Genomic DNA, 12,275 nt, shown 5'->3' on the forward strand with positions numbered 1-12,275 from the left:
CTACCGGGTCTTCCGGACGAGGAAACGGTAGATCGCCCCCTCCCGCGAGACCTCGAGCAACTCGTGCCCCGAGCGCTGGGCCCAGGTCTTCATGTCCGGATCGGAGCCGGGGTCGTCGGAGAGCATCTCGAGCACTTCCCCCACCGCCAGCTCGCGGAGCGCCTCCCGGGTCTTGACGATTGGCATGGGGCAGAAGAGGCCGATGCAGTCGATGTGCTTGACAGGATTGACGGCTTTGGAGCTCTGCGTCATGTCGTCCCACCCTACCGCAGCCCTCGCAGCGTCGTCAAGGAAGGCCTCGGTGCTTGACAGGCGCCGAGGCGGCCCCGAATAATGGCCCCGACGCACACAATATTCCTCCGCGCGGGGTGAGAGGTCGGTACCCTGGAGATCCATGCGCGACGCTGGCCTGGCCCACGGAAAGCGAATGATGGCCACTGAGCAAGGTAGCCCCCCGCGCCAGCGCCGGGTCAAGGCCTGGGGTGCGGCGGTGCCGGCCGGGGCCGCGATCGTGCTTCTCGTTGCGCTGACCTACGCCCTCGAAGCCTTCGTGCGCCCCACGCTCGGCGCCGGCGACCCGGGCGTCATGCTGCTGTGGATCCAGTCGGCGCTGATCGCGGCGGCGCTGCTGACCGCCGTCTCCTGGGTGGTGGCGGCCGGAGTCGGCCGGGCTGCCGCGCGGCGCCCGGCGGAGAGCCCGGCCGCCGCGCTCCCGCCCGCGCCGCCCGGGGGCGAGCGGCGGGACGACATCGGGTCGCTGATGGGCGCCTTCTCCCGGATGCTCACCACCGTCGAGGAGCAGGCCAACGAGATCCACCACTTCGCGGAGCGGCTCGACCGCGCGTACAAGGAAGTGGAGTCCACCAACGCCCGGCTCAAAGAGTTCTCCTTCAAGGACGAGGTGACGGGGCTCTACAACCGGCGCTTCTTCGCGATCCGCATCGAGGAGGAGGTGTCCCGCTACCGGCGCTTCAACCACCCGGCCTCCGTGGTCCTGCTGGATCTCGACGACTTCAAGGCGGTGAACGACGAGCTGGGGCACGCCGCGGGCGACCAGACGCTCCGGGAGATGGCCGATATCCTCATGAAGTACTCGCGCGGGATCAACGTGATCTGCCGCTACGGAGGGGACGAGTTCGCTGTGCTCCTGGTGGAGACCTCCAAGGCCGGCGCCCTCCTGTACGCCGACCGGATCCGCCAGGTGCTCGGCACCTACGCCTTCGCCCACGGCCGGCGGCTCACGGCGAGCTTCGGCATCGCCTCGTTGCCGGAAGACGTGACGCCCACGGGAGACGACCTGATCCGCGCCGCCGACGAGGCCCTCTACGCCGCCAAGCGGGCGGGCAAGAACCGGGTCTCCCTCTACGAGGACCTGGCGCCGGATGCGCGGCCCGCCTCCGAGGCGCGCGTGCCATGATCCAGAACCTCGCCGACCGGCGGGTCCTCATCGTTGACGACGACCGGCAGGTGCGACGGGTCCTGAGCGAGTTCTTCGCCGTCAACGGGTACAAGTGCCACACCGCGGGCAACGGCCAGGAGGGCCTGGCCGCCTTTGAAGCCGAGCGGCCGCCGCTCACCGTGACCGATGTGAACATGCCCGTGATGGGGGGGCTCGAGCTCCTCAAGCAGGCCCGGGCCCTGGACCCGGACGCGGCCATCCTCATGCTCACCGGCGTGGCCGACGTGGAGACCGCCGTCGAGAGCCTCAAGCACGGCGCCTACGACTTCATCCTCAAGCCGGTGAACATGGACGAGATCCTGATCGCCGCCGAGCGCGCCCTCGAGCACCGCCAGCTCCTCCTCGAGCGCCGCGACTACCAGGCGCTCCTGGAGCGGCGCGTGGGCGAGGCCACGCGGGACCTGGCCGCCACGCTCCGGGAGCTGGAGAACACCTACCGGAGCACGCTCGAGGCGCTGGGCTCCGCCATCGACACCCGGGATCTGGGCACCCAGGCCCACTCCTGGAGCACGGCGTGCTGCTGCACGACATCGGCAAGATCGGCATCCCCGACGCCATCCTGCTCAAGCGGGGGCCCCTCACCCCGGCCGAGTGGCAGATCATGCGGACGCACCCCGCCGTGGGCCGGAACCTGGTCAGCAAGATCCCCTTCCTGCGCGGGGCGGTGCCGGTGGTCTACCACCACCACGAGCACTGGGACGGCTCGGGCTACCCGCTCGGACTCAAGGGGGACGCCATCCCCGTCGGGGCCCGCATCTTCGCCGTGGCCGACGCCTTCGACGCCATGACCTTCGACCGGCCCTACTCCCGCGCCATCCCCCTGGAGGCCGCCCGGGCCGAGATCCAGCGCTCCGCCGGCACCCACTTCGACCCGGGCGTGATCGAGAGCTTCCTGCGGGTGCCGCTCGAGATACTGGAGGAGATCCGCCGCCGCTCCACTGACTAGTGCCGATCCAACTTGACTGGGCGAATTGCGAGTCTCTCCCGGTCCGTATTCTGATCGTCGTGGAACCGTAGTCAGCTCCGGCCACGATGCCCGCCAGCGCATTGGCGCAGGCAAGGCCAAAGTCATTGTGCGTGTGGATCTCGAGCGGCAACGCCGACGCGGCCTCCCGGATCTGCCGGATGAGGTAGGTGATCGCCTCCGGCAGGGCGCATCCCGTCGTGTCCACGACTCGCAGCCTGTCCACGGTCCCCGCCCGCTCCAGCTCCGCTACGAGCCGGCGCAGAAACGGCAGCTCGGCGCGCGTGGTGTCATAGGGGCTGAAGATGACGTGGACACCCTTGCGCCGGGCGTAGGCAGTGATGTCCAGCGCCCGCGCCAGATACTCGTCGTCGCTGATTCCCTTCAGCTTGTGCTTGCGCTCGAGGGGGCTGATCGGAAAGCTGAGCCGCACTCCCCAGACGCCCAAGGCCACGGCCTCATCGATGTCGCCCGTCACCGCACGGCACAGGACGCTGATCTTCGCCCGCAGGCCGAGCCGGCACATTTCGGCGACTGCGTCTCGGTCTTCGTCGCTGCTGGCCGGAGTGCCCGCCTCGATCTCGTAGATGCCAAGGTCGTCCAGGGCCCGCGCGATCCGGACCTTGGCGGGCCGGTCCAGGACCACGCCCGCCTGCTGTTCTCCATCCCTGAGCGTGCAGTCGGATAGGAGAATCTGCCGCCCCGGAGCGATCCTTGGGGTCGCCTGGTTGAACGGGCTGGGCCACATTCCTCTCCGCGGACCGTCGGGCATCGCGTTTCTCGATTCTCGCGTGCGTATTGGCTTGTCCGAAAATGCTCATGCGCCACTACGCGGAACCCATGCGCCACGTGACGATGCAGAACGAAACGACCCAGCATGCTGTCAAGGGCAAAGTTGCGGAGATGCCGACCATCGGCGGCGGCAAGCCCCGGCCCGGCGAGGCTGCCCCTGCCCCTCGCTGCTGGCTCGCCAGGCCCGCGATCCCTCGGCGCCGGAGGCTGATCGCCGGACCACGCGTGGACCGTTTCTGCTTGGCACGTGCCCCCCGGCCGGCCTAGCATAGCGGGGCGATGACGAGGATGACCGGTGGGGAAGCGCTGGTGAAGTCGCTGCGCCGCGAAGGTGTGGAGGTCGTCTTCGGCCTGCCCGGCGCGCAGCTCTACGGCGCGCTGGCGGCGCTCCGCGACGAGAGCGGGATCCGGCTCATCACGACGCGCCACGAGCAGGCGACGACCTACATGGCAGACGGCTACGCCAGGGCCGGTGGCTCATTCGGCACGGCCACTACGCGCGCCCCTTCCTACCCGTGTATCAGCCACGGAGCTTCCTCACGTCGTCCTACGCCGGGACTCTGGGCTACGCGTTCCCCACCGCGCTCGGCGCGAAGGTCGCCTGTCCCGGCCGCCCCGTCGTCGCGCTCTCGGGGGACGGCGGGTTCCTCTACAACGCGCAGGAGTTCGCGACGGCGGCCCAGTTCGGCATCAACGTCGTGGCGGTGGTCTTCAACGACAATGCCTTCGGCAACGTCTCGCGCGATCTCGACGAGGCGTGGGGCGGCAGTTACGGGGCTCAGCTTCAGAACCCGGACTTCATGAAGCTGGCCGAGGCCTTCGGCGTGGTCGGGCTCCGGACGAAGGACCCGCTCGAGGCCGGAGATCTCCTCCGCGCAGCCCTGGAGATGGATCGGCCGGTGCTGCTCGAGGTGCCGGTGGAGCGGATGTCCCGGGCGCGGTACTTCTCGCCGCTCACGCGGCTGCCGAAGTACCAGCGCTGAGCTGCAGGCCTCCGGCGCGGGCGTCACGCTCCGAGGACTGGCTCCGCCGGGCCGGCCTCCGGGCCGGGATCAGGGGCGCTGAGACAGAGAGGCCTGCCAGAAGGCGGCACGCCTCCCGGCCCACCCGATCACCGTATGACCCAGCACGCCGACCAGCGCGAGGAACGTTCCCCTCCGTGTCCTGACATCGAAGCCTTCACGGCGGGAAGGCATGTCCCGGGGCTTCGATCGTCTCGATGAGTACCTGCGAACGATGGCGTGAGGCTTGCCCGAGGGAGATCGCGGGGTCGCCGCTCCACCGACTAGCCCGCGCTACTCGCGAGCGGAATCCGGGAGCCCGCGGGTGGCGGCTACGCTGGCCCCTTCAGCTTGTACTTCTCCACGGCGTACGCCTTCTGCTTGAACTTCTGCACCTTGCCCGAGCCCGTGAGCGGGAACTGCTCCACGACCTCCACGTAGCGCGGCAGCTTGTAGTTGGCGATCCTCCCCCGCCCGAACTCCACGATCTCCTCCGGGGTGAGGGCCTCACCGGGCTTCGGGATGACGAAGGCCATGACCACCTCGCCCATCACGGGATCCGGGACGCCGACCACGGAGATGTCCAGGAGCTTCGGATGGCGCAGGTAGAAGTTCTCGATCTCCGCCGGATAGGTGTTGAAGCCGCCGACGATGATCATGTCGGTGAGGCGCCCCGTGATCCGCAGGTACCCGTCCGCATCCTTCACGCCCATGTCGCCCGTGCGGAGCCAGGCGTCGCGGATCTTCTCCGCCGTCGCCTCGGGCTTCTTGTAGTAGCCGAGCATGAGGGTCGGTCCCTTGATGCAGACCTCCCCCTCCTCGCCCGCGAGCAGCTCGCGCCCCGTCACCGGGTCCGCCACGCGGTCTTCGATCTCGGGGGTGTGCATGCCGACGGTGGCGACGCGCTTCTCGATGGGGTCGCCGGAGTGGGTCCAGTGCGTCCCCCCGGTCGCCTCCGTGAGCCCGTAGACCACCAGCGCGTCCATGCCGAGGCCGCGTTCCCGGTCCAGGATCCGCCGCATGATCTCCACGGGCACGGGGGAGGCGCCGATGGACCCGGTGCGGAGCGAGCGCAGGTCGAAGCGCCCGAAGGACGGGTGCCCCAGGAGCGTGATGAACATCGTCGGCACGCCGGAGAAGATCGTGACGCGCTCGGCCTCGATGAGACGCAGCGCCTCGCCGGCGTCGAAGGTCTCCATCACCACCTGCGTGGAGCCCACGAGGCAGTTGGCGGCGACGGCACCCATGGAGCCGAAGATGTGGAAGTAGGGCACAGCCACGAGGTAGCGGTCCTCGCAGGTCCAGCGGTGGAGATCCGTGTACACCCGGCACTTGTAGTACATGTTCCCGTGGGAGAGCAGACAGCCCTTGGGATCGCCGGTCGTGCCCGACGTGTAGAGCATCTCCGCGGGGTCGTCGGGCCGCACGGCGATGCGGGACAGGTCTGCCGCCTCGGCCCGCCCGGCGCGCTCTACCCGGGCGAAGGGCGCGCAGCCGGCGGGGGGGTCGCCGCCCAGCACGATCACCTGGCGCAGCTCCGGGAAGCGGGCGCTGGCCAGCCCCGACCGCCCCGGCGCCGGCTGCTCGCACTCCGGAACCAGCTCGCGCAGGATCTCGAGGTAGTCGATCCGCGCGGCGGCGAAGCGGTCCACCATGACCAGCGCCCTCGCATCCGACTGGCGCAGCAGGTACTCGACCTCGAGGGCCTTGTAGCGGCTGTTGCAGGTGACGGTGACGGCGCCGAGCTTGGCGATGCCGAGGTTGGCGATGTTCCACTCGACGCAGTTCGGCATCCAGAGGACGACGTGGTCACCGGGGGCCAGGCCAAGGGCGAGGAGCCCCCGGGCGAAGTCATCGGCGCGGTGCTGGAGCTCGCGGTAGGTCACCCGCTCGGCCTTGAAGACGATGGCCTCGCGCTCGGGATAGCGGGCCGCCGCCCGGTCGAGCATCTGTCCCAGGGTGAGCGCGGGCCCGAGGTCCGTCACGCCTCCTCCGCGCCGGCGATGAGGGCCATGACGTGCTGGCGCTTGGCGATCGCCGTCACGAGCTCGTCCTGGCTCAGCCCCTGCTCGAAGGCCTCGTCGATGGCGCGGCACAGGGCCTGCCCTCTCGCCTCGGCGCCGGAGCGGTCCCCGCCGGCGAGAAGCCCCTCCACCTCCCCCTGGGCCCGTTGCGCGACGGCTTCCAGCGCTCGCGCCAGCGCGCGCCGCGTCTGGGTCTGGCGCTCGGCGTCCATCTCGCGGAGCGCGAGGGCGCGGTAGAGCGGGGGCAGAGCGCCCGCGGCGTCCCCCGCCTCCACGCGCTCCACGCCGAGCTTGGTGTGCCCCCACCAGAGCCGCCGCCTGAGGTCCTCGGCCTGCTCGGGGGTGACCACGTCCTGGGGGACGCGGCGCACCGCCTCCCCGGCGCGGTCCAGCAGCAGGAGCGCCTCGCCCACCTCCCCCGTGCTCTGGAGGGCCTGGCCGGTGAGGCGGCCGACCTCTCCGGTGACGGCCGTCCAGAGGAGATCGCAGAGCGCCCGGCGCCGCGCTGGCGGCAGGTCGGGGGACTGGAGCGCCTCCTGGATCACACGGGAAGCCTCGGCGAGCTCCCGCCGCTCCAGAAGGGCGGCGGCGCTGCGCTCGACGAGCGCCCCGGCGGCGTCCCGCGCCCGCGTCCGGAGCTCGCCGAGCCCCTCGTCGCCGGGTTCGGCGACGGCAGCGGTCTCCACGAGGGCGCATGCCAGCGAGAGTCCGGCGGTCATGTCCGGCGAGGCGCCGCCGGCCCCTTCGGCGCCCGTCACGATGTGGCGCGCGATGGGGACAGTCAGAGCCGTCACCCGCGGCGAAGGCACCAAGCCCTCCGGCCCGGGCAGGCAGGCGAGACCAGCTTCGAAGGCCTGCCGCGCCCCGTCGCGATCTCCCAGGGCCTGGCCCGCCAGACCGGCGAGGCCCCAGAGGGCAGCCCTCTCGCAGGGGGTGGCCGGCGGAGCGGACTCCGCCGACTCCGACCGGAGCGCGGACCCGGCGGCCTCCAGCAGTTGCGCGTGCTCGCCCGCCTGGTACAGGCGCATGCAGGCCTCGGTCAACTCCGGCTCGCGCGGCGCGGTGGCCGCCGCCGCTGGCGCCGCTGGCGCCGCCGCCTCGCCTGCCGCAAGCTCCGGCGCTGAAGCCTGCTCCGCTGGAGCCTCGTCCACCACGGCGTGCGGGACGGCGGGTTGCTCCGGCGACTGGGGCAGGACCATCTGGACCGGATCCGGCGCCGGCGCAGGGGCCGGCTCCGCCTCCGGGCGTCGTGGCAGCGGCACGCGAGGCCCTCGGGCCTGGCGCGCGAGCGCCGGCTCCGGCGCGCACCGGGGCGCCGGCGCGGCGCGGCCCCGCGCGCCTCGACGGGCTCGCGCCGGACGCGGGCTGTCGAGCGCCTGGGCGAGCCCTACGAAGAGGAGGACGGCCGCCACGACGGCGAGCAGGGCGACGAGCGCCTCCTCGACCGTCAAGCGGCGGCCCTCGGCATCGGTGGCGGCGTGAGGAGACGCAGCACGGGCTCACGCTACCATGCCGGACGGGACCCCGCCAACGGGGTACGGGTGCTTTGAGTTGACGGGGCGACCCAGGGTATGATGCGGGAGGTGTCGTAGCGCCATCAACCCCGGGGGGAGCCGCATGCGCCGAGTCGCCGTGATCGGGGTGGGACTGACCAGGTTCGGGAAGCACGACCGCACCAGCGCGGAGCTGTTCGCCGAGGCGGCCGGCGAGGCCATCGTGGATGCCGAGATCGCCCCCTCCCGCATCCAGGCCCTCTACTACGGCAACGTCACCGGCGGCGAGGGGGAGCACCAGCTGCACTCGAGTCCCCTGGCCGCCACCCTGCTGGGCCTCACCGACATTCCCACCACGCGCTTCGAGACCGCCTGCGCGACGAGTCACGCCGCCTTCCGCCACGCGCTGATGGAAGTCTCGGCCGGCATCGCGGACGTGGTCCTGGTAGGCGGGGCCGAGCGGGTGCTCAACGTCCCCACGGACCACGCCACGGAGTACTTCACCTACTGCTCCGACGCCACGTGGGAGCAGCCCGTGGGGCTCACCTTCCCCGGCGTCTTTGCCCTCATCGCGCGCGCCCACATGGAGAAGCACGGGACCACCGAGGAGCAGATGGCGCACGTGGCCGTCAAGAACCACCGGCACGGGGTCCACAACCCCAAAGCGCAGTTCCGGAAGGAGATCACCCTCGAGACCGTCCTCAGGAGTGCTTACGTCGCCGACCCCCTCAAGCTCTTCGACTGCTGTCCCTTCACGGACGGCGCCGCCGCCGTGGTCCTCGTCTCGGAAGAGGTGGCGCGCAAGCACCGGCGCCCGGTCTGGGTGCTCGGCTCGGCGGCGGCCTCGGACACGATGTTCATGCACGAGAAGCGCGATCTCGCCCGGGTCACGGCCACCGAGCGCGCGGCCCGGGATGCCTACCGCCAGGCCGGCAAGGGCCCCGAGGACGTCCACGTGGTCGAGCTGCACGACTGCTTCACCATCGCCGAGATCGTGGCCACGGAGGGGCTCGGCTTCTTCGAGCCCGGCACGGGCGGCATCGCGGCCGAGAAGGGGTGGACGAGCCTCGGCGGCAAGATCCCGGTCAACCCGTCCGGCGGGCTCAAGTCCAAGGGGCATCCCATCGGCGCGACGGGCGCCGCGCAGATCTGCGAGATCGTCACCCAGCTCCGCGGCGAGGCGGGTCCCCGCCAGGTGGACGGGGCCCGCATCGGACTCACCCACACCCTGGGCGGCAACACCGCCACGGTCCTCGTCAGCCTGTTCGGCCGTGACTGAGCGCGTGATCACGCTGAAGAGTTTCTTCGAGGAGGTCCGCGCCGGACGCCTCACCGCCATCCGCTGCGGCCAGTGCGGCGAGCTCGCCATGCCGCCGAAGGAGTTCTGCCCCGCCTGCCAAGAGCGGAAGTGGGTCTCAGTGCCGCTCACGGGCGAAGGCGCTATCTCTTCCTTCACCGTCATCCGCGTCGCGCCCCGCGGGCATGCCGGCGAGACGCCCTACGCCGTGGCCGTGGTGAAGCTCACCGAGGGGGTCTCTCTCCTCGGCCGCGTGGTGGATCTCCCGCTCGAGTCGCTCCGCGTGGGTCTGCCCGTCCGGTTCCGGCCCCTGGTCAAGAACGAGCAGACCGTCGTCGGTTTCGGCCCGGCCTGACCCCGCTCCCGCGCGCCTCCTCCCTATCCTCGGCTGGCCGGCAGCAGCGATGCCGGCAGCACACCCCCGGCCTTCGCCGCAAGCTGGCTCTTGACTTGCGGCCCCCTCGCGGCCACAGTGTCGCCAGGTTCGCCCGGTCGCACCCGCATCGCGCATCCAGGCAGACGAGGGAGGACGCCCATGACCCCCACGACCCCAGGCCTCATGGACCTCACCCGACGTGACCTCCTCAGGCTCGGCGGCGCCGCCCTGGCGGGCGCAGCCCTGGCCACCGGGCCCCGCCCGGTCGCGGCCCAGACCCCCAAGCGTGGCGGCACCATCACGCTCAGGATGTGGGACCCGCCCCACTTCGACCACATGCTGACCATCTCCTACAAGACCCATGGCGTGCTGGGCTTCACCCACAGCCGGCTCCTCAAGCACAAGGCCGGTCCCGGCGTCGTGCCCGGGACCTTCCCGATCGAGGGCGACCTGGCCGAGTCCTGGAGCCAGCCCAACGACACCACCTACGTCTTCAAGCTCCGCCGCGGCGTCAGGTTCCACCCCAAGCCCCCCGTCAACGGCCGCGAGCTCACCGCCGAGGATGTCCGCTACACCATCGAGCGTTTCCTGACGGTGAAGGGAAACGCCAACGCCTACATGCTCAAGGACCTGGACAAGGTCGAGGTCCTCGACACGCACACGATCAAGTTCACCCTCAAGCAGCCCTTCGCCTGGTTCCTCGACATGCTGGCCAACCCCATCGCCACCGGGATCATCGCCAAGGAGGTCGTGGACAAGTACGGCGACCTCAAGAAGCACGAGTCGGTGATCGGCACCGGCCCCTGGATGCTCGACAGCTACCGGCCCAACGTGGGGCTGACGCTCGTGCGGAATCCCCACTACTTCGTGCCGGGGCTGCCGTACATCGACCGCGTCGAGATCATCGTGGACGAGGACAACGCCTCCCGCATGGCCGCCTTCCTGGCCGGCAAGTACGACGTGGGCTGGGAGTTCCCGGGCGTGATCAACCGGACCGACTGGGTGCAGATCAAGGACACGCTCAAGCAGAAGCGGCCCACTCTCAAGCTGCAGGAGTTCCCGGCCAACGTCATGGGCCACATCTCCATGCGCGCCGACCAGAAGCCCTTCAGCGACGTCCGCGTCCGCCGGGCGATGTCGCTGGCCATCGACCGTCAGGGCATCCTCGATGCGGTCGCCGAGGGCGTCGGCGTCATGAACCCGCCCGTCCCTGCCGCCCTCAAGGACTGGGCGCTCCCCGTGAGCCAGCTCGGCGAGGGGGCCAAGTACTACAAGTACGACCCGAAGGAGGCGAAGCGGCTCCTGGCGGAGGCCGGCTACCCCAGCGGCTTCCCCGGCACCATCTGCTTCGCGACCTACGGGTCGACGGTGGTGGTGGACTCGGCGCAGCTCGTGATCAAGTACTTCAAGGACGTGGGCATCGACGCCAAGCTCGAGCAGAAAGAGTACGGCGCCTACGTCTCCACCTGCTTCTACGGCAACTTCCCCTCGATGGCGTTTGGCCCCCAGACGCCCTTCCTCGAGCCCGACAACTTCCTGTTCGGCCAGTACTACCCTGGCGAGCGGAAGAACCAGAGCCACAGCAACGACCCCGTCGTCGCCGACATGCTGGTCCGCCAGCGGCGCACCATGGACCCGGCCAAGCGCCGCGAGATCATCCACGAGATCCAGCGCTACCTGGCCACCCAGCAGTACTACGTCCAGCTCGCGTCGGGCGTCTACATCGGCGTCTGGGACGGCGCGCTCAAGAACTACGGGTCGAACCTCGGCTATGACTACGGCGGGCGGCTCATGGCGGCGTGGCTCGACCGTTAGCGTGAGTCGGGGCCCCGGGCGGGCGCCGCGGGCGCCCGCCCCGACCGTCTGATGCGGCAGTACGTCCTGCGGCGCCTGCTCGTGGCGATCCCATCGCTCCTGATCGCCTCGGTGATCGTCTTCTCGCTTCCGCGCCTCATCCCGGGCGACGTGGTGCAACTCATGCTCGAGGAGAAGGCCTACGCCAAGGATCTCGACTCCCTCCGCGCCAAGCTCGGCCTCGACCGGCCCCTGCACGTGCAGTACTTCGAGTGGCTCGGTCGCGTGGCCCGCGGGGACCTCGGGGAATCGCTCTGGACGAGGCGCCCGGTCATCGCGGAGCTCTGGAGCCGCCTGCCGGTGAGCCTCGAGCTCGGGCTCCTGGCCCTCGGCTTCGCCCTCGTGATGGCGGTTCCCGTCGGCATCGTCTCCGCCACCCGCCAAGACACCCTCGCCGACTATGCCGCGCGGAGCATGGCGATCCTGGGCCTGTCGGTGCCCGGCTTCTGGATCGCCACGCTCGTGGTGCTCCTGCCGGCGATCTGGTGGGGCTGGAGCCCGCCCATCCACTTCACGGAGTTCTCGAAGGACCCGTGGGCGCATGTGAGCCAGTTCCTTCTCCCGGCCTTCATCCTCGCGCTGGCCTCGGCCGCGGCCGTCATGCGTCTCACCCGGGCCATGCTGCTCGAGGTGCTCCGCCAGGACTACGTGCGCACGGCCTGGGCCAAGGGGCTCCGCGAGCGCATCGTGGTATTCAAGCACAGCTTGAAGAACGCGCTGATCCCGGTGATCACCGTGCTCGGCATCCAGGTGGCGCAGATCCTGGGCGGGACAGTGATCTTCGAGTCCATCTTCGGGCTGCCCGGGATGGGCCGCTTCCTCTTCGACGCCATCAACCAGCGCGACTACCCGGTGATCCAGGGGGTGAACCTGCTCATCGTCTCCGTCGTCGTCCTGATCAACCTCGTCGTCGACGCGGCCTACGCCTGGCTGGACCCCCGGATCCGCTACTAGGGGGTCAGGTCTTGCATTACGACATCGGAGGGGCCACGTGTTGGATTGCAAGACCTGACCC

At 70.4% G+C, this 12,275-nt stretch carries 12 protein-coding genes and 1 pseudogene; 9 read left to right on the top strand and 4 right to left on the bottom strand.

Annotation, left to right across the window (positions count from 1 at the left end; genetic code table 11):
- Positions 1-252 (bottom strand): sulfurtransferase TusA family protein, encoded by a 252-nt coding sequence (locus tag HYV93_06680; protein ID MBI2525652.1) that lies wholly within the window; start codon positions 250-252, stop codon positions 1-3.
- A 142-nt stretch (positions 253-394) separates the two neighbouring features.
- On the opposite strand from HYV93_06680, the gene HYV93_06685 reads away from it, so the two are divergent.
- Positions 395-1,417: a GGDEF domain-containing protein gene (locus HYV93_06685; GenBank protein MBI2525653.1), complete on the top strand. Its 1,023-nt coding sequence runs from the start codon at positions 395-397 to the stop codon at positions 1,415-1,417.
- Here the strand turns inward: HYV93_06685 and HYV93_06690 are convergent.
- A complete protein-coding gene (locus HYV93_06690; protein MBI2525654.1) occupies positions 1,363-1,788 on the bottom strand; it encodes a hypothetical protein in 426 nt (141 codons plus the stop codon). The two genes, HYV93_06685 and HYV93_06690, sit on opposite strands and share 55 nt — an antisense overlap.
- A 173-nt stretch (positions 1,789-1,961) precedes the next feature.
- On the opposite strand from HYV93_06690, the gene HYV93_06695 reads away from it, so the two are divergent.
- The 4 genes and pseudogenes from HYV93_06695 (at position 1,962) to HYV93_06710 (ending at position 4,198) form a co-directional block, all read left to right on the top strand.
- Positions 1,962-2,405 carry an HD domain-containing protein gene (locus tag HYV93_06695; GenBank protein ID MBI2525655.1) on the top strand — a complete coding sequence of 148 codons (444 nt, stop codon included), beginning with the start codon at positions 1,962-1,964 and terminating at the stop codon, positions 2,403-2,405.
- Positions 2,406-2,733: 328 nt separating this feature from the next.
- Positions 2,734-3,111: a hypothetical protein gene (locus tag HYV93_06700; GenBank protein ID MBI2525656.1), complete on the top strand. Its 378-nt coding sequence runs from the start codon at positions 2,734-2,736 to the stop codon at positions 3,109-3,111.
- Positions 3,112-3,494: 383 nt separating this feature from the next.
- Positions 3,495-3,683: pseudogene (locus HYV93_06705) on the top strand (thiamine pyrophosphate-binding protein).
- Positions 3,684-3,694: 11 nt separating this feature from the next.
- On the top strand, positions 3,695-4,198 hold the full coding sequence (locus HYV93_06710; protein MBI2525657.1) for a hypothetical protein: 504 nt from the start codon (positions 3,695-3,697) through the stop codon (positions 4,196-4,198).
- A 350-nt stretch (positions 4,199-4,548) separates the two neighbouring features.
- On the opposite strand, the gene HYV93_06715 is transcribed toward HYV93_06710, so the two are convergent.
- Together HYV93_06715 and HYV93_06720 are read right to left on the bottom strand one after the other, a co-directional pair.
- Complete coding sequence (locus HYV93_06715) at positions 4,549-6,201, bottom strand: AMP-binding protein (protein ID MBI2525658.1); 1,653 nt, start codon at positions 6,199-6,201, stop codon at positions 4,549-4,551.
- Entirely contained in the window at positions 6,198-7,691 is a 1,494-nt protein-coding gene (locus HYV93_06720; GenBank protein MBI2525659.1) for a hypothetical protein, read from the bottom strand. Before HYV93_06720 ends, HYV93_06715 begins: the two co-directional genes overlap by 4 nt.
- A gap of 166 nt (positions 7,692-7,857) precedes the next feature.
- Between HYV93_06720 and HYV93_06725 the strand changes: the two genes are divergently transcribed.
- From HYV93_06725 to HYV93_06740, 4 genes are all read left to right on the top strand, one after another.
- Entirely contained in the window at positions 7,858-9,012 is a 1,155-nt protein-coding gene (locus HYV93_06725; protein MBI2525660.1) for a thiolase domain-containing protein, read from the top strand.
- Complete coding sequence (locus HYV93_06730) at positions 9,005-9,385, top strand: OB-fold domain-containing protein (protein ID MBI2525661.1); 381 nt, start codon at positions 9,005-9,007, stop codon at positions 9,383-9,385. Before HYV93_06725 ends, HYV93_06730 begins: the two co-directional genes overlap by 8 nt.
- Positions 9,386-9,565: 180 nt before the next feature.
- The gene (locus HYV93_06735; GenBank protein ID MBI2525662.1) at positions 9,566-11,221 is read left to right on the top strand and encodes an ABC transporter substrate-binding protein; all 1,656 of its coding nucleotides are present in this window, start codon (positions 9,566-9,568) and stop codon (positions 11,219-11,221) included.
- 51 nt (positions 11,222-11,272) lie between these two features.
- Positions 11,273-12,214, top strand: coding sequence for an ABC transporter permease (locus HYV93_06740; GenBank protein MBI2525663.1), 942 nt, complete (start codon positions 11,273-11,275; stop codon positions 12,212-12,214).
- The last annotated feature ends 61 nt before the right edge of the window (positions 12,215-12,275 follow it).

This window comes from Candidatus Rokuibacteriota bacterium (assembly GCA_016188005.1).
GTDB lineage: Bacteria > Methylomirabilota > Methylomirabilia > Rokubacteriales > CSP1-6 > UBA12499.

Excerpts from the sequence above, each read along its gene's own strand:
- HYV93_06680 (MBI2525652.1), bottom strand. The coding sequence starts at position 252 with ATGACGCAGAGCTCCAAAGCCGTCAATCCTGTCAAGCACATCGACTGC.
- HYV93_06740 (MBI2525663.1), top strand. The coding sequence starts at position 11,273 with ATGCGGCAGTACGTCCTGCGGCGCCTGCTCGTGGCGATCCCATCGCTC.
- HYV93_06685 (MBI2525653.1), top strand. The coding sequence starts at position 395 with ATGCGCGACGCTGGCCTGGCCCACGGAAAGCGAATGATGGCCACTGAG.
- HYV93_06725 (MBI2525660.1), top strand. The coding sequence starts at position 7,858 with ATGCGCCGAGTCGCCGTGATCGGGGTGGGACTGACCAGGTTCGGGAAG.
- HYV93_06735 (MBI2525662.1), top strand. The coding sequence starts at position 9,566 with ATGACCCCCACGACCCCAGGCCTCATGGACCTCACCCGACGTGACCTC.